A 23,240-nucleotide genomic window follows, 5' to 3' on the forward strand; every position below is an offset into this window, starting at 1 on the left:
CTCACCTTCAATAAATCGCTTCATGATCGCCCCCGCTACGATCTCGACGATCAGAAGATTAGACAATTGCAGGTGTTTTCACACAGCCTGGGTCGATAACAGGCTGATTCAAGAGACCACGTTGCTATCACACTTGCGACGGTCATCTTGTAAATACGGCAGTGGCTTCCTGAATTTTTTTCGAAGCTTTCACCGCCTGTAGGAAGCGCGTATCAGCTTTTTCAACAACCCTTGAGCGCGCATGTTTAAACGCCCTCAAGGTTACGTCCTGAAAGCTACAAAACCTTGCGCCGTTGCCTACGGCTGCACCAGAATCCGCCGGCTTGTGCGCTTTTGGGCTGCTCGGTAACTTGATTCCCGTCACTGCCCTTCAGTGATCGGGTTTAGCAGCCCGGGGTTACAAGCAAGCTGCACGAGCTCTTGTCAGTCAGGCATTCCCACGCCTGCACTTGATGGTGGTTGTGCGCAGGGCGCCTTCGGGCGCGCCGGCTTTGCTAGCTTCCCCGGTCTGCTAACCTGCGTACAGCTGCCTCCCTCTCGTTTAGCAGCAAGAAGGTTGGCGCTCAATTTGAGAAGCGAGCTTATGTTCAAAATTACACCTAACCCACCAGACACCGATCCAGTGTCCCCCTACGAACCCGATTCAAAAAAACTCAACGAAGCAGCCGAACGCGCCCTCGATTTCCACTTCCCATCAAGCGCGGATATCAAAGCCGCCCCGCGTACCTCCAGCAAACTGTTTTCCGTAGACCCGGAGGCCACAGCCGAAACCCTGGCGGTTTTTTTGGTCGAGACGTTGGCGTCGGTCGACGTGATGGTCCATCAGTTGGTGGATCATCTGGAGGGGGAGTCGCGCTATGCCTTGCTGGGCATTTCAAACAGCATCATGGTGGCGGAGATTACGGCGAACCGGGTGTTGGATAGGGTTGAGCCGTCTAAGTAGTTGCTGACCTGTGGTGAGGGGGATTGCTTGCACTGGGTGGCGAGGCGGCCTTAACAGATGGGCCTGCTGCGCAGGCCAGCGGGAGCAAGCTCCCTCGCCACAGGTTGTTTGTTCTATTTGTGTTTGTAAAAACGGGACGCTTGGCGTCCCGTTTTTTAGGGGGGTGGTATCAGCCTCCGGCGCGTTTATTTAACGCCTCTGCCGCTGCAGCGATTCCAGCCTGGCGCCTGCGCGAGCCAGCAGTCAAGCAGCGGCAAGCCCGCCATCAATCAGGTAGATCGCAAAGGAGAACGTCACGATCGACAGCACGGTGCTGACCAGAATGGAGGTCGCGGCTTCGCTTTGATAGGCGCCGGTCTGGTTCGCAAACATCGCCGGGATCGTCGCCGATGGAAGGGCGCAAAGCAGGATCATCTGTTGTGCGTACAGGCCATGAGTGCCGAGCAGTACCGTGGCGCCGAACATTAACACCGGGTGAATGAGCAGCTTGAGCCCAAGGTTGCCCCAGACTTCACCGGACATTTTCAGTTTCTCCGACGACATGATCAGTCCCAGGCACAGCAGGGATACACCGGGCGTGGCCTTGCCGAGAAGGGTGAAAGACTCCGCCGCAAGCGCAGGCAACTCGACCTGCAGCACGGACAGTAGAATCCCCAGGGCCGGCGCCCACATCAGCGGACGACGTACCGCCCCTGAAAGGCTCGACAAAAACGCCTGGCCGCCACTGGCCTTTCCATCGGCGATGGTGAGCAACATGGTCGTCAGCGGGATCATCACCAGGCTCGCGACCAGGTTGAGTACCAGCACCGAGTAGATGCTGCCCGCGCCGAACATTGCACCCAGGATAGGGATGCCCATGAAGGCGGCGTCTGGATAACCGTTCACGAAGCCCTTGAGCGTTGCCACCTTGAGATCGCGAGTGCTGAACCAGCCGATTGCCAGCGCTATCGTGTACATGCCCATGATGCCGATGAACGTCGCCACGATGAACTTGAAGTCGAAGAGCTGTTCACGGGGCGTGCTTGCCATCCCGACAAAAAGCAGCGCCGGGAATATCCAGCCCAGCACCAGGCGGCTGATCAGCAGGCTGTCCGAATGGGTCAGCCGTCCGCGCTTGCCGGCGATATAGCCCAGCGCGATCACAAAGGCGACGGGCAAGATGGGTCCTACGATCCTGTCTAACATGTCATCAATCCTCGTATTTATTTTTATCAAGAATGTCGTCATGGCTGATCGAGGCCGACACGTCGGCGTCGATCAACGTTGCAATGAGCCAGCGGCTTATGGGGTCAAGGTTTGAAGCGGTAATCCCGGATGACGTCCTGGTCAGGCTCGATGCCGAGTCCCGGCCCTTGCGGTACGTCGATGCGTCCGTTACGCGGGATGATGGCGTCGCCATAGAGTTGCGCTTCGAGGTCGAAGTAACGCCATTCGACCAGTGACTTGGCGCCGCCCAGGGCTGCGCTTCCATGCACCGCCGCCAGCAGGCCGGGGCCGTCATAAAAGGCGTGGACCATCACGGTGACGCCATGGGCGTTGGCCAGTGCATAGACTTTTTGCAGTTCGGTGATGCCGCCCATTTTGGCGGGGCTTGGCTGCACGAAATCCACCGCGCCGGCCTCAAGCAGGTGCTGGAAGTCCATGAGCGTCGAGGCATTTTCGCCAGCCGCAACCGGGATGCCGCCGTGCGCGCGCACCCTTGCCAACCCCGAGTAGTCTTCCGGCGGCCACACCGGTTCTTCGAGCCAGCGCAGGTTCAGCGGGCGAAGTTTTTCGGTCATGTCCAGCGCTTCGCGCACCGTCCACGGAGCGTTGACGTCGAGGGTGATTTCCACGCCGGGGCCAGCGGCTTCGCACGCAGCGCGGATGACGTCGATATCCACTTCGTGCAGCTTGAGGTGGCGGAAACCGCTGTTGACTGCGCGCTGCACATTGACGCGGATGAGTTCGGGGTCTGCATACCGGATCAGGCTTGCGTACGCCGCAAGAGACGTGGCCTCACTGCCGCCCAGCAACTGGTAAATCGGTTTTTCGGCGGCTTTGCCCGCGATATCCCACAGCGCGATGTCAATCGCCGAGAGGCCATAGATGAACGCGCCGCTGCGACCGAAAACGTGAAACTTCCTCTGCAGATCGCCCTGTAATTTCTCCCGTCGAGTGACATCGCTGCCAATCAGTTCAGGCGCAAGGATGGTGTCGATCACCACTTTTACCGCCGGGATTGCGGTGAAGCCGAAGGTTTCGCCCCAGCCAACGATCCCGTCGTCGGTGGTGATCTTGACCAAGAGAGAGTCGACCATTTGCAGGTCTTTCGGCCCCCAGACCCCGCCGGCCGACGGGCCGCCCGTGGTGAAGGGAATACGAAGCGGAATGGTTTCAATGCTGGCAATTTTCATAGGATTGCGCCTCAAGCGGGTTGCGAAGCTGACACGGCAATTTTTTATTCGTCCGTATCAGGTTGAGGGCAACGTACATCACATCCTGTTGTCCTTCAACAGAACAACTGCGGCATTTCAGCAGGATTTAACCTATTTATTAGATAAGTCATTGTTTTAATTGGATTAAGTGTTTGATGTGTTTTGCGAATTTCAGTTTCAACTGTCAGGAACAAGTCTTCTGATGTAGATTAAGTAGACAAGTGAGGGGAGAAAAAAGAATGAGTGAAATGAATGTGCAACCCGTAACCCGCCGACCTCATCTGGCCGAGCACATCGCCCGCTCGCTGAGCGATGAGATTGCTTCCGGGCGGCTGCGACCGGGAGACCGTTTGCCCACTGAACAGTTTCTCTCGCAGAACTTCGGCGTCAGCCGCAACGTGGTGCGCGAGGGCATCGCCACGCTGCGGGCGCAGGGGCTGATTCAGTCTCGCCAGGGCGTAGGCGTCTTCGTCTCCGCCGCCTCCCAAGCGTCAGAGCCTTTGGCACCGCAGGCGAGTGCGCCGATGCTGGACGGTGACAACACCATCCGAAACATGTTTGAAGTGCGGGCCGTCCTGGAAAGCCAGGCCGCCGCGCTCACCGCCTCGCACATGACCCCGGCCAAGTTGAAAGTCATTCAGGCCGCGGTCTTGCGCATGCAATACGAAGGCGAACCGACCCTGGAAACAGTCAACGCCGACCTCGATTTTCACAGGGCCGTTGCGGCAGCGTCGGGCAACGACTATCTCGAGACGATGATTCGCACAGTGCTCGAGCCAATGCGCGCACTGATCACCATGAACTTCGCGCGGCGCGGCCCGGTGTTCAGCAACATTCCTCACGCGGCGCGCGGGGAGCATGAAGAACTCGTGCAGGCTTTTATCGATCGAAATGCGACGGCCGCACGCCAGATCATGGGGGAACATATCGTCAACGCAGCCTCGCGATTCGGCTACGAGATCACATTTTTCTGATGGTTTGAGCCGAGCGGATCTTGTTTCGTTGTTCTACAACCTAGGCAGGTTGTTCCTTTGGCCTTCCGAGCATCTCGAACACGTCTGTTCCACCAGGAGAGAAGGCGAGGGAATAGGGATGACTTGTCTCTTGGTCAGGCACTCGGCACTCCCGTATCAGACGCAAACATCGGCAAGCGCTGCAACATCCAGTTCAGTAGCTCTTGAGCAGGGGCGGCCAACGGTCGGCCGGATTTCACCAACAGTTTTGCTTCAACCCCAAGAAACAACGGATGGTCGATCGATACCGCCGCCAGGCTGCCGTTGGCGATTTCCCGATAGGCCGCGAATTCGCCGAGCAACGAAGCAAAACCGCCGTCCTCCACCATGCGCTTGAGCGCCGCGAGGGAGTTGCTGACGAGTACCGGGCGGATCTCGATTTTCTCGGCATACTCGAGCATCTTGATCGCATGACCGATACCGAACGTCGTGGGTGTCAGGACCAGTTGGCAGGCGAGGATATCCTCGACGGTTGCCGCCGCGCCCCGCGATGCCAACGGATGATCCGGGCGAACCAGCAGCATCACCGGTTGCGAAAACGTCGCGCGGTAGTCGATGTGCGGATGCGGCGGCGGATTGTACGCAAGGCCGATGTGCGCACGGTTTTCGGCGACTTCGTTGAGAACATCGTCGACGGGCAGAATGTCCAGCCGCACATCAAGCTTGGGGTACTGCTTGCAGAACGGCGCGAGCACGTTGTCGACCAACGCATCGACATAGCCCTCGCTGATGACGACGCGCACATGGCCTTGCTGCAGGCCCTTGATCGCTTGCAACTGATCTTCGAGTTTCTCCTGGTGCGATCGATAGCCGCGCCAGAACTCCAGCAAGTGCGCCGCGGCCTCGGTGGGCTGAACACCGCGTGCCTGGCGCTCGAATAGTTTGGCGCCGATTTCCTCTTCCAGCAGCTTGATCTGGCGCGTGATCACTGAGGGCGACGTATTGATGTTGTCGGCCGCGCCACGAATCGATCCGTGAGTCAGCACCTCATGAAAATACCGAAGCCGTTGTTGATTGATTTCGCGCATGCCGGGAACTCCCTCCAGAGATGTTGCGTTGCTTGTAGAGCAACACTACACGAACTTAGTTGCTCTTGCTGGTCATGAGGTGCCGGTGCAACATTCTCTGACACGAACTCGGACCAACAAGAATAACGGGAGATTCGCATGTCAATTCTTCAGGCGCCGGCACGAAGTGATGCCATTTCAGCCCTTTACCGCAAGCTCAACTGGCGGCTGCTGCCGCTGCTGTTCATCTGTTACGTATTTGCGTATCTGGACCGGATCAACGTCGGCTTTGCCAAACTGCAGATGCAAAATGACCTTGGGCTTTCCGATGCGGCCTATGGCGCGGGCGCCGGTATTTTCTTTCTGGGGTACGTATTGTTCGAGTTGCCGAGCAACCTGATGCTGCCGAAGGTCGGCGCGAGGAAAACCTTCAGCCGTATTCTGGTGTGTTGGGGCATCACCTCGGCCTGCATGTTGTTCGTGCGCAACGTGCCGATGTTTTACGCCATGCGCTTTCTGCTGGGTGTGTTCGAAGCCGGTTTTGCACCGGGCATGATTTATTACCTGTCCTGCTGGTACGGTCCCAAGCGTATGGCGCGGGCCATTGCGATCGTGTTTATCGCCGGCCCCATTGGCGGCATTGTGGGCGGCCCACTGTCTGCGTGGTTGATCACCACGTTCGAAGGCGTTGGTGGTCTGGCCGGCTGGCAGTGGATGTTTTTGATTGAAGGCTTGCCGTGCGTTTTCCTCGGTGTGCTTACTTTTTTCATCCTTTCCAATCGACCCGCTGAGGCGCGCTGGCTGAGCCAGGAAGAAAAGGCCTTGCTGGCCAGTGAGCTGGGTGAATCGACCGGGCGCGTCCATTCGTTCCGTGCAGTGTTGCGCGACCCGAAAATCTACATTCTCGCCAGCGCCTATTTCTGCATCATCTTCTCGATCTACGCCATGAGTTTCTGGCTGCCGGCAATCCTCAAGGCCCAGGGCGTCAACGACACCATGCAACTGGGTTGGTACGCCGCGATTCCCTATGTCGCCGCCGCTTGCGGCATGTACTGGATAGGGCGCCGGTCGGACCGTGTCGGTGAAAGACGCTATCACTGCGCAGTGCCGGCGGGGATCGGCGCGATCCTGCTGCTTATGTACCCTTTTGCCGACGGCAACCTGATGGCCGCGCTGGCACTGCTGACCGTGGCAACCGCCATGATGTTCATGGCCTACACCGTGTTGTGGGCGATGCCCTCCGAACACATCAAGGGCGAGGCGGCGGCAGGGGGCATTGCCTTGATTAATACCATCGGTCTTTCCGGCGGCTTCTGGGGGCCGGCCATAATCGGCTGGGCAAAAACCGCAACCGGCAGCGCGAATCTTGGCATCGTTATCGTGGGTTGCGTATTTCTGTGCGCAGCATTGGTGATCCTGTCGACCAAGCCGAAAACGCGTGACGGCGCGATTCCGGAATACAGTGCGGGTTGATCTGTTGCCACCCGCGTCCTTTGTCATGTTCCGCAAGGAACCCTTTAAAAGAGAGAACTCAAATGCTTTTACACCTGTCGACCTGGGCCGAGATCGGCCAATTTCTTCAACGCAGCCGCACCATCGTGATCCCGATCGGTTCGAACGAACAACACGGTCCTACCGGTCTTCTGGGGACCGACTGGATGTGCCCGGAAATCATTGCCGGTGAAGCGCAAAAAAACGCAGACATCCTGATTGCACCGACCTTCAATATTGGCATGGCCCAGCACCATCTTGGGTTCCCTGGAACCATCTCGCTGCGTCCGTCGACCTTCATTGCGGCGATTGGCGATTGGGTGCGCTCGCTGGCCGCTCACGGGTTTGAAAAAATCCTCTTCCTCAATGGCCACGGTGGCAACGTTGCATCGATTGAGGCGGCGTTCTCTGAGCTCTACGCCGAAGCCAGCTTCGCTCGACGCCCAGCAGGGTTCGCGCTGAAGTTGTGCAATTGGTGGGACCTTGAGGGGGTAGGGGAGCTTGCGCGCGAGCAGTTTCCTACGGGGCACGGCGTTCATGCCACGCCGTCCGAGATTGCGGTCACACAATGGGCCTACCCGGATTCGATCAAATCGGCTGAATACTCGCCGCAGATCGCCCCTTGGGGCCCGATCCGCGAAGCGATGGACTTTCGCGCACGCCATCCCGATGGCCGCATGGGCTCGGACCCGGCGCTGGCGACGCCAGACAAAGGTCGTGAACTGGTCATGCTGGCAGCACAGAGCCTGGTGCGGGAGCTGGATGCTTTCAGCCGCGAATCAATGCCCGGCTGAACAATCACATCAAGTCTTTTCAATTGGCCAACGCCCGGTATTTCCAGGCGTTGGCACGTCCTGTTTAGGAAATCACTACGATCGTTGATACAGAGGGTTATCCATGCCCCGGAGTTTTCACCGAGAAAATTTCAACCACAGGCCTGGCACTTCAGCGACAGCAAGCCCCAACTATTGATTACCTAGTGTAATAAGTGAAATTCAATTCAGGGGCTCTATCACTCTCTGCTCTAGTAATAAGATGGCGCCAACAAACCATTGCTACTGGAGAATCGCGTGAAAAAAACCATTATTGCCGCCCTGCTAACCGCTGCCGCTAACTATGCCAACGCCGGTACGGTATTGGTTGTACTGTCGGATCAGGCTCAACTGGACCTGAAAGACGGCAAGGTCATGCAAACAGGCTTCTTCCTGAACGAATTAATGCAACCGGTGCAGACCTTCATCGAGGCGGGTCAAACCGTCGTATTTGCCACCCCTAGCGGCAAGGCGCCAACCGCAGACCAGAAATCCAATGATGTGAGCTTCTGGGGCGGCGATGAAAAGGCCCGTCAGGAAAGTCTTGCGCTGCTGGACACGCTGAAGCTGACCTCGAAGAGCGGCTCGCCGGCAATCAGCTTCGCGCAGGTTCAGAAAATCGGCTACGACAAGTTCGATGCCGTATTCGTGCCTGGCGGTCATATCCCGATGCAGGATCTGCTGAAGGACAAGCAACTGGGCCAACTGCTGACCAACTTCCACGAAAAAGGCAAGATCACCGGCTTCACCTGCCATGGCACCATAGCCATGTTGTCGGCGATCCCGGATGCGCACGGTTTTGTCTCCGCACTGGAATCGGGCAAACAGCCGGCAGCGCCAGCCAATTGGATTTACAAGGGCTACAAAGTCACCGCCTTCACCGACGCGGAAGAGGAGCAGGCCAAAGGTTTCCTCGGCGGCGGCCATATGAAACTGTTCCCGCAGGATGGCCTGACGGCAGCCGGTGCTAACTTCTTTGAAGCCAAGCCATGGAGCGAGAACGTGATCGAAGATCGCGAAGTCATTTCCGGCCAGAACCCACAGTCGGCCAAGGCAGTCGCCGTGGCCATGCTGGCGAAACTGAAGTAATCCTGGGCGGCCGTTCCGGGCAAACCGGGCCTTAGGTGCTGGGGTCGATCTGCATTGGCTCCAGCGCCACCGTCTATCCCGACACGCTGCACGCTAATGTGTCGGAAGACGACACCCGCACATTTCGTCCAAGCCCAAGGGCCGCTCGTAATGCCTCGTTTAGAGATGTACTGCCCGATAGTTGTTGTTCCCGTCTTCCAATGCCCGGCTTCAAATTCTTGTGCCAACGACGTTATCGCTTGGTAGAGGGCCTCGTACAAAGTACCGGATTGGTCCGAACTGAAGTCAAGATGTGATCGATAATCTGCTAAGTCGCATCTCACCTGGCTACTTATATGCGTTCGACCTGACCCATTATGTGCATTGCACCTGACTAACCAGATACCAAAGTTGTAAGCGGCGGGAATCGACCCGGTGAGGCTGGCGACAAACAGCAATCGGCTGTGGCAGGCTGATTCAAGAGACCACGTTGCAGACACATTTGCGATGCTCACCCTCGTAATCACGGCGGTCGCTTCCTGAGTTTTTTTCGATGCTTTCACCGCCTGTAGGAAGTGCGTATCAGCTTTTCAACAACTCTTGAAAACGTATGTTTAAGTACCCTTAAGGTTACGTCCTGAAAGCTGCAAAACCTTGCGCCCTTGCCTTCGACTGCACCAGAGTTCGCCGGCTTGTACGCTTTTGGGCTGCTCGGTAACTGATTCCCGTCACTGCCCGTCACTGCCCTTCAGTGATCGGGTTTAGCAGCCCGTCGTGACGAAGCGTATCTGCATCCAGACAGGCAGGTCATTTCATGCCTGCACTTTATGGTAGCTGTGCGCAGGGAGCCCTCGGGCACGCCGGATTTCGTCTCCGCGTTTTCGACGGCCCCAGCACGTCATGGGTTGATTTAAAACTGGAGACGGCCAATGGAGCTAGTCGCCCACTCTGGCCCAGAACTCTTCAGCAGATGGACTGAGTGGCGCTGTTGGGCGGGTCAGGTGAATCTCCAGCGGGATATCCCAGCTTTCATCGAGTGCCCTGACTAAGCGTCCATCCATTATTTCCTGCTCGGTGAGGCTCTTGGGCAACCACGCCACGCCTTTGCTTTCCATGGCCATGGACATCAGCACTGCCGCGAGGTGGCTGCTGAAAAGGGGTTTGAGGTGAAGGTAATCTTCCTTGCCATGCAGCCGGTGAGCAACGATGCGCCCCAGTCCGGACTCATGTGTGTAAGCGAGGTAAGGCAATGCCGCTGGGGAGGTGCCGAAGTGGGCGGAAGCACTGGCCAGTGGAACGAGAACGTCCTCACCAACTTTCTTGCCGATGAACTGGTCAGGGGCCAGCAAGGGTGGAACGTCGGGGTGGCGGTGGCAGAGCAGAAACTGAACCTGGCCATGTATCAGCATCTGCTCACAGACAGCCATGCTGTCTGAGTGCAGTTGCACAGCCTCGATTGGGGCACCGTTTTCCGCGCTACGAAGCCACCTTGGAAAAAAAGTAAACGAGAGGGAGTGAGTTGCGGCGAAGTGCAGGGATTTAGCGGCCATTCCCGCCACTTCTTGAGCTTCGTTGCGCATTCGGTACAAGCGCCTGGCAGCCTCCTGAGCACTCGGCAATATTTGCCTCCCCGCTTCGGTCAGGGTCGCCCCTTGAGGGGTGCGAACGAACAGTTGTACGCCCATCCAATTCTCTAGGGAGCGGACTCTACGACTGAATGCCGGCTGAGTAACGTGCCGCGCTTCAGCCGCGCGAACGAAGCTGCCGTATTCCGCAAGGGCTGAAAAATCTTCGAGCCAGACGAGTTCCAAAGGCCATGCCTCCTGTGCATAGGGTGCGGCATTAATAGCATTGGGCGGGGGGCATCGCAAAGCATAACGTGGGGCCATCAACAACAAGAGGAACCCGTCATGCGTATCGTAGACATCCGTGAAAAAACCGTCTCCATCGCTTCTCCAATCGCCAATGCCTATATCGATTTTTCGAAAATGACCTGCTCGGTTGTCGCTGTCGTCACGGATGTGATTCGCGATGGTAAACCTGTCATCGGCTACGGTTTCAACTCCAATGGTCGCTACGGTCAAGGCGCACTGATGCGCGATCGTTTCCTGGCGCGGATCACTGAAGCTCATCCAGATACTCTCGTCGATCATGAGAACAACAACCTGGATCCGTTCGCCATCTGGAAAGCCCTGATGACCAACGAAAAGCCAGGAGGCCACGGCGAACGTTCAGTTGCAGTCGGCACGATTGACATGGCTGTGTGGGATGCCGTTGCCAAGATCGAAGGCAAGCCGCTGTACCGCCTTCTGGCTGACCGCTATCGCGGTGGTGTCGCCGACGACAAGGTCTGGGTCTACGCAGCAGGTGGTTACTACTACCCTGGCAAAGACCAGACCAAGCTCAAAGCAGAAATGCAGAGCTATCTGGATCGCGGCTATGACGTCGTGAAAATGAAAATCGGTGCTGTACCTCTGGATGAAGACATTCGTCGTATTGAGGCTGTGCTGGAGGTTGTCGGCGATGGCCGCCGCCTGGCAGTCGACGCTAACGGTCGCTTTGACCTTCAAACCGGTATCGCTTACGCCGAGGCGATCAAAAAGTACAACCTGTTCTGGTACGAAGAAATCGGCGATCCGCTGGACTACGCGCTGCAAGCTGAACTTGCCAATCACTACGAGCTGCCAATGGCTACAGGTGAGAACCTCTTCTCGCACCAGGATGCTCGTAACCTGCTGCGCCACGGTGGCATGCGCCCTGATCGCGACTACCTCCAGTTTGACTGTGCACTGTCCTACGGGCTTGTGGAGTACATGCGCACCTTGAAAGTGATGGAAGACATGGGCTGGTCTTCGCGTCGTGTGGTTCCGCACGGTGGCCATCAAATGTCTCTGAACATCGCCGCAGGCCTGCACCTTGGCGGCAACGAATCCTATCCAGACGTGTTCCAGCCTTTTGGCGGGTTCGCTGACGGGATTCGCGTAGAAAACGGCTACGTGGGTCTGCCGGATATTCCGGGTGTCGGCTTCGAAGCCAAGTCCGCCTTGTACGCCGTCATGCGCGAGCTGGGCGAGGGCTGATAGCGCCCGAACCGTGGCTTCTTCGCTGGAGGCCACGGTTATCCGGCGTCTTCCCCTGACGTCACGCCACACGCCCATCACAACAATAAAATGAGGTGCTTCCGTGGAAATCTCCAAGTCCCGCTGGTACAGCCAGCTGTATGTGCAGGTGCTGATCGGTATCGTCATTGGTGCCGCAATCGGTCACTTTGAACCGCAATTCGGAGCCAAGCTGCAACCTTTTGCAGACGGCTTTATCAGGCTCATCAAAATGCTGTTGGCCCCTATTATTTTTGGCACCGTGGTTGTCGGTATCGCCAAGATGGGCAGCATCAAAGAGGTCGGGAGAATTGGCGTTAAATCGCTGCTCTACTTCGAAGTTCTTTCAACCATCGCACTGGTCATCGGCCTTATTGTGGTCAACGTCGTAAAGCCAGGCGTTGGGATGAACATCAATGTCGACACGCTGGATGGCAGTTCAATCGCCAAGTACAGCCAGGCTGCCAGTGAGCAGGGTGGCACCGTCGATTTTTTCATGAACATCATCCCGCATACGTTTGTCGGCGCGTTCTCCAATGGCGTCATGCTCCAGGTCATCCTGCTGTCGGTGCTGATGGGGGTTGCCCTGGTTCAAATGGGTGAAACCAGCAAGCCGCTGATCAATACCATTGATCTGTTCCTGCAAGGCCTGTTCAAGATCGTGGCAATGGTCATGCGTCTGGCTCCAATTGGTGCTGGTGCCGGTATGGCTTTCACAATCGGCAAGTACGGAATCGGTACGTTGTTGTCACTTGGCCAGTTGTTGATAGCACTCTACGCTACCACCCTGATCTTCATCGTGGTCGTGCTGGGCACGGTTGCTCGATGGTCGGGAATGCCCTTGTTTCAGTTTCTCCGTTACTTCAAGGACGAGATTCTGATCACGCTCGGAACCTGCTCGACTGAGGCTGTGCTGCCACGAATGATGGTCAAGCTTGAAAAGCTGGGCTGCAGAAAGTCGGTCGTGGGTATGGTGCTGCCGACTGGCTACACCTTCAATGCGGATGGCACCTGCATTTACCTCACCATGGCGGCGATTTTCATCGCGCAGGCAACCAATACACCGCTGACGTTTATGGATCAGATGATTCTGTTGGGCGTCTTCCTGCTGACCTCGAAAGGCTCGGCTGGCGTGGCGGGGGCCGGGTTCATCACCCTGGCGGCAACGCTCACAACCATCCACTCCATTCCGTTGGTAGGCCTTGTCCTGCTCTTGGGCATCGACCGGTTCCTGAACGAAGCGCGAGCCGTGACCAACCTGATCGGCAACGGTATCGGCACCATCGCCATTGCCAAGTGGGACAACTCGTTTGATGTCGAGGCCTGCGAGCGTGAAATGGCCGCAATGAAAAACGAAAAGGCAGAGCGTAAAGCCTTGTTAGCGCAAAAGTAATCAGCCTCGCTTACCGGCCATTGCGCTTCGAACTGGGTGTAATGACCGGTAGCTAATGCATGTTTCGTACTCGCAAGACGATTCAAGCGATGTACTCAGTGGAAGGTGATGGAGCCGAAAAAATGATTGAGCGATCTCATCATGAACTACGTAAGGCGTTCGGTGATTTGCTTCATGGAACAGTCTGTAAATTTGCCGCATCCGTGTTCGATCCGATCTCCGTTCGAATGGCCTCTGACCTTGGCTTTGAGGTCGCGATTCAGGGGGGATCCATCGCCTCGCTTCAAGTGCTTGGTGCCCCAGACATCTCGTTGCTCACGCTCGATGAATATTCAGAGCAAGTTTCCAGGGTTGGTCGCGCCAGCCAAATCCCGATCATTGGGGATGCTGACCATGGATTCGGAAACGCGCTCAATGTGATGCGAACAGTCACAGAGTTACAAAAGGCGGGTGTTGCTGCGCTGACACTCGAAGATACGCACCTACCCGCCAGGTACGACGAGCAGTCGAGCGTGCTCATCAATATGGAGGAGGCGGCGAGCAAGATCTACGCTGCACGATTTGCCCGGTCAGACGATGCATTGAGCATCATCGCCAGGACGAATGTGGCCCTCACTACTTTGGACGATTCGATTGCTCGGACTACGGCCTATGAGAAGGCTGGGGCAGACGCTGTTTGCCTTGTTGGCGTCAAGGACTTCCAGCACTTGGAAGCACTCACAGCGCATCTTTGCGTCCCGATCATGCTCATCAACTACGGTAATCCCGCACTGAGCGATGTTGAGAAACTGAGTGCGGCTAATGTACGGATTGTGGTCAATGGACATGCCTCCTATTTGTCCGCGATCAAAGCGACTTACGAGGCGTTACGCGAACAAAGCGGCACAGCGGGGCGCGAGCTTTCGGTCTCTGAGTTGCTTTCAAAATACACACACTCGGACAAATACCGCGAATGGGCAACGACCTATTTGAAGTCAGATAACGTCTCCGTTTGAGCTTGAGACGGTCACCTTGTAAACCCGATTCAAAAAACTCGACGAGGAATACCTCGGCTTCCACTTCCCGTCGAACGCCGATATCAAAGCCACCCCGCAGCCGAAAAAAAAGGGGACGGATTTATTTTTCCATCGAACGCCCGGTAGATCCGGGCGTTGGCACATCTGCTTGAAGGCATCCCATCACTGAACGCTTTTCCCGTCGCTGCATTGATTTTTGTCAGAAATGCCAATGCCATCTGGTGTTAGCGTTTTGATGAACAATGGCTACGGCCTTGCCCTGATATGGCTCATTACAACCGTGGTTGACTCAATGGTGCCCCAGAGAACAAAGGAGCGGACATGTCTCGCAACAAGCAGAGTCCTGTCAAAGGTACGTTGAAGGACGCAAAAGGCATGGAGAACGATGAACCGATATTTCGCTCGCGCAAAGAACGACTGGAAGCAGGTGAGCGTTTATCCGAGAGCGTGCCGCACGCACTTCACGCCGTTTGGAAGCCGAAGCGTAAACACCGCGACCCTATTGAAATCCTGGAAGCGTCTAACCGATATCGCCTGCCCAATCTGATACCGGTTCGCTACGGGCGCATGTTACGCAGCCCGTTTACCTTTTTGCGTGGCTCTGCCGGGGTGATGGCTCATGACTTGGCTAATACGCCGAACACAGGCATTCAAGTCCAAGCCTGCGGGGATTGTCATCTTTTGAACTTCGGACTTTTTGCCACTCCTGAACGCAACCTGATTTTTGACATTAACGATTTCGACGAAACGCTTCCAGCCCCCTGGGAATGGGATGTAAAACGCCTCGCAATCAGTTTCGTCGTGGCTGCCCGTGACAACCGGCTCAGCGACAAAGACGCCCAGGCGATAGCGGTCCAGTGTGTTCGTGCTTACCGCGAGCGCCTGCGCAAACTGTCGAAGATGAGCCCGCTGGACGTCTGGTATGACCGCCTGGACGCTCAAACGATCATCGACATGGCCCCCAACGCCAAAATCAAAAAGAACCGAGTTCAGCTGATTGCCAAGGCCAAAGCACGCATCGGCGAATACCTTTATCCGACAATCAGCAGCGTAGTAGCGGGACGTCGACGCCTGCTCGATCAGCCACCGATACTGTTTCATATCTATGAAAAGGACTTTGCACAACGTGTGCAGGTGGCGCTGCAAGACTATCGATTATCGCTACCGCTTGAACGGCGTGTGCTGTTCGATCGTTACCGTCTCGAAGACTTTGTCGTCAAGGCTGTCGGGATCGGAAGCGTCGGCACCTATTGTTTTGTCGGCCTGTTCTTTTCTGCTGAAAATTACCCGTTGCTCCTTCAATTCAAGGAAGCCTGTCCTTCGGTGTTGGCTCCTTTTGCGGGCAAGAGTGACTTTGAGAATCAAGGTGAGCGCGTGGTCACCGGGCAACGCCTGATGCAGTCCTCCAGCGATATTTTCCTGGGCTGGACGCAGGGGGAAAGTGGCCGGCATTTCTTCGTCCGGCAGTTACGAGACATGAAAATGGCGGCCCCTGTCGAGGGCGCGACGGTCGATCAGATGAAGCTGTATGCCGAGTTGTGCGGTCTCACACTGGCCCGTGCCCACGCCAAATCCGGGGATGCTGCGCTCATCAGCGGCTATTTGGGCAAGTCGGACACCTTCGATCTGGCTATTGGCGAATTTGCCCAGAGCTACGCCAAGCAAAACGCGAAAGACCATGCCTCGTTGGTGGCCGCTGAAAAATCAGGGCGCATCAAAGTGTTGATAGAAGAAGACTTATGAAACCGATCCAGTGCGCAGTCATTACCTCGCGTGCTGAACCCGATTGCCCAGTGCAACAGAACAATACGTTGTGAGGCAAGGTCATGGATCACGATCTTTCAACGGCGAAGACCAGGCTATTGCCGGGCCGTACTCGTCAAGTAGCGCTCTTCTTCGTTGCCTGCTGCGTGACCGGGTGCACAACGATGGGACCGAACTCGATTCAGCGTGACCGTACAGATTACAGTGCAGTTATTGCCTCGACCTGGAAAGAACAGACACTGCTCAATATCGTCAAGTTACGCTACGCAGATGCGCCCGTGTTCCTCGAGGTTTCCTCGGTCATTGCCTCCAGCGCGATGCAGAGCCAGGTCACCCTCGCAGCGAGTTGGTATTCTGGACTTCCCAGCGATGGAAACAGCCAGGCCATAGGGGCTTCCGGCGTGTACACGGATCGACCGACGATCAGCTACACCCCGCTTTCCGGGGAGAGATTCTCTCGTTATTTATTGCAGCCCCTATCGCCGGCTGCCGTGTTTTCCCTGATTCAGGCCGGCTATCCTATCGATCGCGTCCTGCAATTGACCACCAGCGCCGTTAATGGTGTCTATAACCGATCCACATCCCCCTCGCGTTTTCGAGCAGCAGATCCGCGTTTCTACGAGTTGCTGGAGGCCTTCAGACGGATCCAGCGCTCTGAGTCGCTGGGGATGCGCATCAATCAACGAAGCAACGATGAAAGCATGCTCGTCCTGATCTCGCGGGACGTCTCCGACGACATCGAGAAAGATCGCCGAAAGGTGCGCGAACTCCTTCACTTGAGCCCCGATGCCAGCGAGCTGAATCTAAAGTTCGGCATGGTGCAGCAGGATGATACCGAGGTCGTGCTACTCACTCGTTCCATGTCGGAAATCTTCGTGGAGCTGGCCGCTACCATCGAGGTTCCACCTGCCCATGTGCAAGAAGGCCGTGCAAACCCGGCGCCTGCCGCGCCTGAACATCCAAGCCCATGGGACGAACCATTAGTGCGCATTCACTCAAGCAGGGAGCGGCCAATCGATGCCTATGCAGCCGTTCGCTATCGCGACTATTGGTTCTGGATCGATGACCGTGACATGAAATCCAAATCGGAGTTCTTGTTTATTCTTGTACTGTTTTCGCTGGCCGAAACGGGCGTGGCGCCACAGACGCCTGTGATCACCGTGCCCGCAAACTGAGCGACTGGGGGGGTAGCCTCAAGCCGCTTTTCCATAACGATGGTGCGCTCAGCCTCATGGAACTCGTCGCGGATGTTCTGATAACCCAACGCAGCGTAAAACTCCTCTGCTGTAATCGACGACGGTACCCGCACAGCGCCAACACACTTCGGGATTGCTGCCTGGGAACAGGCTCAGCCGGTAGTGGCTTTGTGGGCGTTGTCGAAGCTATCAGTGCCTGTAGGAAGTGAATGTCGGTTCATTAAACAACTCCTGATCTATCTGTTTTCATAAAACGGGACGCTTGGCGTCCCGTTTTATGGTGGAGGTATCAGTCTCCGAAACGTTTGTTCAGCGCCTCTTCCGCCGCAGCGATTTCGGCCTGACGCCTGATGATCACGTCGCCCACCGGCGGCCCCTGGAAGCGGCGGGCTTCAAAACCGAACCAGACAATCGCCGTCAGCACCAGAAAGCCGATGGTGATGTACAGCGCCCAATCGTTCGGTGGCTGGATGCCGATGACGAAGATGATCACCATCGAGAGGATCGAGAGGAGGGCGAACACGGTGAACCAGAAGCGTCCCATGTTCCACGGTCCCATGGTTGGCCACCTCGAGGTCCCGTAGGTGAACAGGCCGAGCACGATAGGGATGATGAAGGAGAAGAACAGGAAGATCACCGTGCAAGACACGACGATGGTGTAGACCGGTGTTTCACCGATCGAGATCACCGACGAGCCCCAGACGAACAACACCGCGAGGGTGGCGCCGGTCCAGATTGCCGCCACCGGGCTGCGCAGGGTTGGCGAGACCGATGACAATGCTCTGGAGAAGGGCAGGCCTCCGTCGCGGGAGAAGGCGAAGATCATGCGCGAGACCGAGGTCACGGTCGCCAGTCCGCAGAGGAATTGCGAGATGAAAATGGCCACGTACAGCGCCGTTTTTACCGTCGGGTTCACTTGCGTGTCCATCGCCCAGAAAAACACGGTCCAGCCATGCTTCGCCGCTTCGTCCATGCTCGGCAGCATCAGCACGAACGAGCTGAGCATCACCCAGCCGAACAGCATCGACCAGACCACCGACATGACCATGCCCCGTGGCACGGACAGGGCGGCATTGCGGGTTTCTTCGGAGGTGTGCGCGGAGGCGTCATAACCGGTGATGGTGTAGATCGGCAAGAGCAGGCCGAGCATGAAGATCCAGCCGTTCGAGACCTGCGGCCAGACGTTGCCGCCTGCTTCGCCGGAGTAGTTGCTGAAGGTCCATAACCGGGCAAACTCATAACTGGGCGCCGAGATCAGGCAGACGATGGTCAGCGCCAGTGCAGTGGTGAAGATCAGATAGCCCGAGAAATCGGTGAGCTTCGCGGTCAGGCCAATCCCCAGGTGGTTAAACAAGGCCTGCAACCCCGTGAGGATCGCCAGGAAAATCATCCGTGTCGTGATGGTGTCTTCCATCCCCAATGCGGGTCCGAATGCGCCAAAAAAGAAGTAGTAAGTGCCGACGTTGATCGCGCCGAGCACGGTCACCAGCCCCAACAAGTTGAACCAGGCCGTCAGCCACCCGGTAAAGCGGTTCCCGAGAATCGAGCCCCAGTGATAGAGGCCGCCAGCGGTTGGGTAGGCTGATGAGATCTGCGCCATGGCCATGGCGAAGACCCCGGAGATCAGGCAACCGACCGGCCAGCCGATGCCGATGGACGCACCACCCGCGCCCGAGGTGCCCTGGGCGAGTGAGTTGATGCCGCCCGAGAGGATGCAGATGATCGAAAAGGAAATGGCAAAGTTGGAGAAAACGCCCATTCGTCGCGAGAGTTGCTGGGCATAGCCCATGCTGTGCAGCACCTTGACGTCATCGTCGTGCGACGCGTTGGTGCCGGCTTGGCTTGCTGGCTTCATGTTGTGTGCCCCTTCAGGTTTTGATATGCATCCATCCGTGTCCCGGATGGGATGGCTTTCAACCCCTTGTCGTACTGCTCCTTTTTCAACCGGTACGCCCTGTCCATGCCCGATGTCTGGACAGACAACTGCTCTAGATACGGCCGTGATAAGCCGCGTCGAAAATGCTTGCCGCGCCAGCCCGGGTCAATGGCAGCGGGTTGCCGCCGGCAGAGGGGTCGACAATGGCCATGTCCGCGATCAGGTCGGCCTGTTGGTCATCCACGCCCAACTCGACCAGCGTGTGCGGCACGCCGATGTCTTTGCGCAGTTTGAGGATGAAGGCCAGAAAGCTGTCGAAGCCGGGCGAGGGCAGACGCAGATAAGCCGCCAGGCGCGTGATGCGTTCTTCGATGGCGGGGCGATTGAATTGCAGTACGTAGGGCATGAAGGTGGCGTTGGTCATGCCGTGATGGGTGTCGTACAGCGCGCCGACCGGATGCGAGAGGGCGTGCATGCCGCCCAGGCCTTTCTGGAATGCGGTGGCGCCCATCGCGGCGGCGGCGAGCATTTGCGCGCGCGCATCGAGATCGGACGGGGTGTGGACGGCCCGCACCAGCGCGTTGGCCACCAAGCGGATGCCTTCCACTGCGATGCCATCGGCCAGCGGGTGAAAACCAGGCGCGCAGTAGGCTTCCAGGCAGTGCGCCAAGGCGTCCATGCCGGTGCCGGCGGTGACTTTGGCCGGCATGCCGACGGTCAGGGCCGGGTCGCTGATGACCACGCGCGGCATCATTTTCGGGTGGAAGATGATGCGTTTGGTGTGGGTGCGTTCATCGATAATCACCGCTGCGCGGCCTACTTCCGAACCGGTGCCCGCCGTCGTCGGCACCGCGATAACCGGAGCGATTTGGCTCTCGTTGGCGCGTGTCCAGTAGTCGCCGATGTCTTCGAAATCCCAGACCGGCCGAGTCTGGCCGCTCATGAAAGCGATGAGCTTGCCCATGTCCAGGCCGCTGCCGCCGCCAAAAGCCACCACGCCATCGTGTTTGCCGGCGCGCCAGGCATCGAGTCCGCCTGCGAGGTTGGCTTCGACAGGATTGGGCTTGAGGTCGCAAAACAGCGCGACGCCGAGGCCGGCGGCACGCAAGGAATCCAAAGCCGCCGTGGTGATCGGCGCGCGCCCCAGGCCGCTGTCGGTGACCAGCAACGGTCGCTGGATACCCTGGCTGCGACAGACCTCGGCCAGCTCGCCGATGCGACCGACACCGAAGCGGATGCTCGTGGGGTAGTTCCAGTTTCCGGTCAGGCTCATGGCTCAGATCTCATGGCGCAAATGGAAGGATTTTGCTCGGGTCAGATGCTCGTAGCCCAGGCGCGATAGCGTCACGCCGCGACCGCTGTTCTTGACACCGGTCCAGGCCAGGGCCGGGTCCAGGTAATCGCAGCGGTTCATGAACACGGTGCCGGTGTCGATCGCGTTGCCCAAGCGTTCGGCGGCGGCGAGGTCCTGAGTCCAGACGGAAGCGCTGAGCCCGAACTCGCTGTCGTTCATCAAGGCAATGGCCTGGTCATTGCTGGTCACCGGCATGATGCCGACCACTGGACCAAAACTTTCTTCGCGCATCACCGACATGTGATGGCTGACATCGACCAGCACCTGGGGCGCGAGGTAGGCGCTGCCGGGTGCGTCGAGGGGAAAGGCCTTCGGATCGATCAGCGCTGTTGCGCCCTTGGCCAGCGCATCGGCGATCTGCCCGCGCACAAATTCAGCCGCGCCCGGATTGACCAGCGGACCGAGTGTGGTGGCTTCGTCCAATGGATTGCCCAGTACGTATTGATTCGTCAGCGCGACGAATCGCTCGACAAACGCCGGGTAGATTTTTTCATCGACATAGATGCGCTCGACGGCGCAGCAGCTTTGCCCGGAGTTGAAGAAGCTGCCGTCCACCAGGTTTTCCACCGCGTGGTCGAGGTTGGCGTCTGCGCGGACGTAGGCCGGGTCCTTGCCGCCGAGTTCCAGGCCCAGGCCGAGGAAGTGGCCTGACGCTGCGCTTTCCATCGTTCTGCCACCGCCGACCGAGCCGGTGAAGTTCACCTGCTGCACGCGGCCAGAGGCAATGATTGCGGCGGTCTGGTCATGATTGAGCAGCAGGTTGTGGAACAGGCCTTCGGGCAGATTGGCGCGGCGAAACGCTTCGGCGAACCGTTCGCCCACCAGCAGCGTTTGTGAGGCGTGTTTGAGGATGACGCTGTTGCCGGCCATCAGTGCCGGAATGATCGTATTCACTGCCGTCAGATAGGGGTAATTCCAAGGAGCGACGACCAGCACCGTACCCATCGGCTCGCGCTTGATGCAGCGGCGGAAACCGGCGACAGGCGTGGGTTCAATGGCTGCCAACGCTTCGGGTGCAATGGCGATCATATGCCGGGCGCGCTCTTCGAAACCGCGCAGTTCGCCCGCGCCAAAGCGCACGGGGCGGCCCATTTGCCAGGCCAGTTCCGGGACGATTTCGTCCTTCATGGCCAGCATTGCGTCCACGGCGGCATCGCAAAAATCGGCGCGCTCGTTCAGCGGTCGGTGCTTCCATTGCGCCTGGGCCGCTGCGGCAGCCGCCAGCGCCTGCTCGATCTGCGCAGCATCGGCGCAGCGACGTTCGGCATAGACCCGGCCATCGACCGGTGAGATGAGTTGAATCGTTGCAGTCATGATGGCGGTCTCAATAGCGCTCGAAACCGCGCTGCAATTCCCAATCGGTGATGCGCCGGTCGTACTCTTTCTGCTCCCACTCGGCGGTGTGCACGTAGTGGTCGATCACTTCATCACCGAATGCCTCGCGCAACATGGTGGAGCCCTGAAGGGCGGCGCAGGCTTCGCGCAGTGTCTTCGACACTTCAGGCAAGTGTTCGTCAACGTAGGCATCGCCTTCAAAGGGCGGCGTGAGGTTGAGCTTCTCGTCGATACCGGCCAGCCCCGCAGCGATCAACGCGGCAAAGGCCAGATAAGGGTTGAGGTCGGCGCCGCCGATGCGGCATTCGATGCGGATGGATTTGCTGCTTTCTGCACACAGACGAAAGCCTGCGGTGCGATTGTCGCGGCTCCAGACCGCACGGGTCGGCGCAAAGGTGCCGGCCTGAAAGCGCTTGTAGGAGTTGATGTACGGCGCGAGAAAGCAGGTGATGTCGTTGGCGTATTTCAGCTGGCCGGCCACCCAGGCACGCATCAACTTCGACATGCCAAACTCGGCCTTGGCGTCGAAGAACAGCGGCTTCTTGGCGTTTTTGTCCCACAGCGAATTGTGAATGTGGCTGCTGGAACCGGCGGCGTCATACCGCCACTTGGCCATGAACGTGATCGCCTTGCCTTGCAGCTGCGCGATCTCTTTGCAGGCGTGCTTGATGATGACGTGGTGGTCCGCCATCGTCAGCGCATCGGCGTAACGAATGTTGATCTCTTCCTGGCCCGGGCCCCATTCACCCTTGGAGTTTTCCACGGGAATGCCGGACGCTTGCAGATGCTTGCGAATCGCCCGCAGCACCGGCTCCTCGCGGGTGGTCTGGAGGATGTTGTAATCCTCGATGTAGTGGCCGGCGGTTTTTGGCTTGTGGTAGTTGCGCTCGTGGATGGCCTCGTAGCTTTCGTCGAACAGATAGAACTCGAGTTCCGAGGCGAACATGCCGGTGTAGCCGCGTTCGCGCAGTCGCTCGATCTGCTTTTTCAGAATCGCCCGCGGGCTGTGCGGCAGGTCCCGCCGATGGTGGTGATCGAGGACATCACACAGTACCAGCGCCGTGCATTCCAGCCAGGGCACCCGTCGCAATGTCGACATGTCGGGTTTGAGGACGAAGTCGCCGTAGCCTTTGCTCCAACTGGCGGCGGCGTACCCCGGCACGGGTTCCATGTCGATGTCGTCGGCCAGCAGGTAATTGCAGCAGTGGGTTTCTTCGTGGCCGCTGTCGATGAAAAACTCGACCTGGAATCGCTTGCCGACCAGTCGGCCTTGCATGTCGACCATGCAAACCAGAACAGTATCAATCTCGCCGGAGGCGGCAGCACGTTTGAGTTGATCAAAACTGAGGAGGGGCTCGGTCATCACGTAGTCCTGCGTGAATAGGTTGGGCCTGTCTGAAATAGCTGTTGCAGACGCTCTCCAGAACAACCCCAAACCTGCAGACGCGAGCATCGTG

Annotated in this window: 18 protein-coding genes and 1 pseudogene; 10 read left to right on the forward strand and 9 right to left on the reverse strand. The window is 57.7% G+C overall.

Annotated features, from left to right (window positions below; all coding sequences use genetic code 11):
* Nucleotides 1-583: 583 nt before the first annotated feature.
* Nucleotides 584-943 carry a DUF6124 family protein gene (locus tag FBY01_RS29610; protein WP_145310810.1) on the forward strand — a complete coding sequence of 120 codons (360 nt, stop codon included), beginning with the start codon at nucleotides 584-586 and terminating at the stop codon, nucleotides 941-943.
* A gap of 243 nt (nucleotides 944-1,186) precedes the next feature.
* On the opposite strand, the gene FBY01_RS29615 is transcribed toward FBY01_RS29610, so the two are convergent.
* Together FBY01_RS29615 and FBY01_RS29620 are read right to left on the reverse strand one after the other, a co-directional pair.
* Complete coding sequence (locus FBY01_RS29615; RefSeq protein WP_224795470.1) at nucleotides 1,187-2,170, reverse strand: AEC family transporter; 984 nt, start codon at nucleotides 2,168-2,170, stop codon at nucleotides 1,187-1,189.
* 62 nt (nucleotides 2,171-2,232) lie between these two features.
* Nucleotides 2,233-3,339, reverse strand: coding sequence for a mandelate racemase/muconate lactonizing enzyme family protein (locus FBY01_RS29620; RefSeq protein ID WP_145310808.1), 1,107 nt, complete (start codon nucleotides 3,337-3,339; stop codon nucleotides 2,233-2,235).
* A 260-nt stretch (nucleotides 3,340-3,599) separates the two neighbouring features.
* On the opposite strand from FBY01_RS29620, the gene FBY01_RS29625 reads away from it, so the two are divergent.
* Complete coding sequence (locus tag FBY01_RS29625; RefSeq protein ID WP_145310806.1) at nucleotides 3,600-4,334, forward strand: FadR/GntR family transcriptional regulator; 735 nt, start codon at nucleotides 3,600-3,602, stop codon at nucleotides 4,332-4,334.
* A 134-nt stretch (nucleotides 4,335-4,468) separates the two neighbouring features.
* Here FBY01_RS29625 and FBY01_RS29630 read toward each other — a convergent pair whose 3' ends face one another.
* Nucleotides 4,469-5,401 (reverse strand): LysR family transcriptional regulator, encoded by a 933-nt coding sequence (locus FBY01_RS29630; RefSeq protein WP_083377141.1) that lies wholly within the window; start codon nucleotides 5,399-5,401, stop codon nucleotides 4,469-4,471.
* A 138-nt stretch (nucleotides 5,402-5,539) separates the two neighbouring features.
* Between FBY01_RS29630 and FBY01_RS29635 the strand changes: the two genes are divergently transcribed.
* From FBY01_RS29635 to FBY01_RS29645, 3 genes are all read left to right on the forward strand, one after another.
* Nucleotides 5,540-6,853: an MFS transporter gene (locus FBY01_RS29635; protein ID WP_145310804.1), complete on the forward strand. Its 1,314-nt coding sequence runs from the start codon at nucleotides 5,540-5,542 to the stop codon at nucleotides 6,851-6,853.
* 62 nt (nucleotides 6,854-6,915) lie between these two features.
* Entirely contained in the window at nucleotides 6,916-7,665 is a 750-nt protein-coding gene (locus FBY01_RS29640) for a creatininase family protein (protein ID WP_033038802.1), read from the forward strand.
* A gap of 276 nt (nucleotides 7,666-7,941) precedes the next feature.
* A complete protein-coding gene (locus FBY01_RS29645; RefSeq protein ID WP_145310802.1) occupies nucleotides 7,942-8,772 on the forward strand; it encodes a type 1 glutamine amidotransferase domain-containing protein in 831 nt (276 codons plus the stop codon).
* 914 nt (nucleotides 8,773-9,686) lie between these two features.
* On the opposite strand, the gene FBY01_RS29650 is transcribed toward FBY01_RS29645, so the two are convergent.
* Nucleotides 9,687-10,562, reverse strand: a complete 876-nt coding sequence (locus FBY01_RS29650; protein WP_145310800.1) for a LysR family transcriptional regulator — start codon at nucleotides 10,560-10,562, stop codon at nucleotides 9,687-9,689.
* Nucleotides 10,563-10,661: 99 nt separating this feature from the next.
* Here FBY01_RS29650 and FBY01_RS29655 point away from each other — a divergent pair, with 99 nt between their 5' ends.
* The 5 genes from FBY01_RS29655 (at nucleotide 10,662) to FBY01_RS29675 (ending at nucleotide 17,197) form a co-directional block, all read left to right on the forward strand.
* On the forward strand, nucleotides 10,662-11,831 hold the full coding sequence (locus FBY01_RS29655) for a mandelate racemase/muconate lactonizing enzyme family protein (protein ID WP_145310798.1): 1,170 nt from the start codon (nucleotides 10,662-10,664) through the stop codon (nucleotides 11,829-11,831).
* A 103-nt stretch (nucleotides 11,832-11,934) separates the two neighbouring features.
* A complete protein-coding gene (dctA, locus tag FBY01_RS29660; RefSeq protein ID WP_145310796.1) occupies nucleotides 11,935-13,242 on the forward strand; it encodes a C4-dicarboxylate transporter DctA in 1,308 nt (435 codons plus the stop codon).
* Between the two features lie 122 nt (nucleotides 13,243-13,364).
* Nucleotides 13,365-14,237, forward strand: a complete 873-nt coding sequence (locus tag FBY01_RS29665) for an oxaloacetate decarboxylase (protein ID WP_145310816.1) — start codon at nucleotides 13,365-13,367, stop codon at nucleotides 14,235-14,237.
* Between the two features lie 588 nt (nucleotides 14,238-14,825).
* Nucleotides 14,826-16,001, forward strand: coding sequence for a DUF2252 domain-containing protein (locus FBY01_RS29670; RefSeq protein ID WP_306092902.1), 1,176 nt, complete (start codon nucleotides 14,826-14,828; stop codon nucleotides 15,999-16,001).
* A gap of 83 nt (nucleotides 16,002-16,084) precedes the next feature.
* Nucleotides 16,085-17,197, forward strand: a complete 1,113-nt coding sequence (locus FBY01_RS29675; RefSeq protein WP_010459008.1) for a hypothetical protein — start codon at nucleotides 16,085-16,087, stop codon at nucleotides 17,195-17,197.
* Nucleotides 17,198-17,217: 20 nt separating this feature from the next.
* On the opposite strand, the pseudogene FBY01_RS29680 reads toward FBY01_RS29675, so the two are convergent.
* From FBY01_RS29680 to FBY01_RS29700, 5 genes and pseudogenes are all read right to left on the reverse strand, one after another.
* Nucleotides 17,218-17,340, reverse strand: a pseudogene (locus FBY01_RS29680) (GNAT family N-acetyltransferase); the annotation flags it as partial.
* Between the two features lie 167 nt (nucleotides 17,341-17,507).
* A complete protein-coding gene (locus FBY01_RS29685) occupies nucleotides 17,508-19,073 on the reverse strand; it encodes an amino acid permease (protein WP_145310794.1) in 1,566 nt (521 codons plus the stop codon).
* A 133-nt stretch (nucleotides 19,074-19,206) separates the two neighbouring features.
* Nucleotides 19,207-20,367, reverse strand: a complete 1,161-nt coding sequence (locus FBY01_RS29690) for an iron-containing alcohol dehydrogenase (RefSeq protein ID WP_083377136.1) — start codon at nucleotides 20,365-20,367, stop codon at nucleotides 19,207-19,209.
* Between the two features lie 3 nt (nucleotides 20,368-20,370).
* Complete coding sequence (locus FBY01_RS29695; RefSeq protein ID WP_145310792.1) at nucleotides 20,371-21,762, reverse strand: aldehyde dehydrogenase family protein; 1,392 nt, start codon at nucleotides 21,760-21,762, stop codon at nucleotides 20,371-20,373.
* A gap of 10 nt (nucleotides 21,763-21,772) precedes the next feature.
* The gene (locus tag FBY01_RS29700) at nucleotides 21,773-23,146 is read right to left on the reverse strand and encodes a glutamine synthetase family protein (RefSeq protein WP_010459015.1); all 1,374 of its coding nucleotides are present in this window, start codon (nucleotides 23,144-23,146) and stop codon (nucleotides 21,773-21,775) included.
* Nucleotides 23,147-23,240: the final 94 nt, after the last annotated feature.

Origin of the sequence: Pseudomonas sp. SJZ077, assembly GCF_007993905.1 — a bacterium.
In the GTDB taxonomy this organism is placed as follows: Bacteria; Pseudomonadota; Gammaproteobacteria; order Pseudomonadales; family Pseudomonadaceae; genus Aquipseudomonas; species Aquipseudomonas mandelii.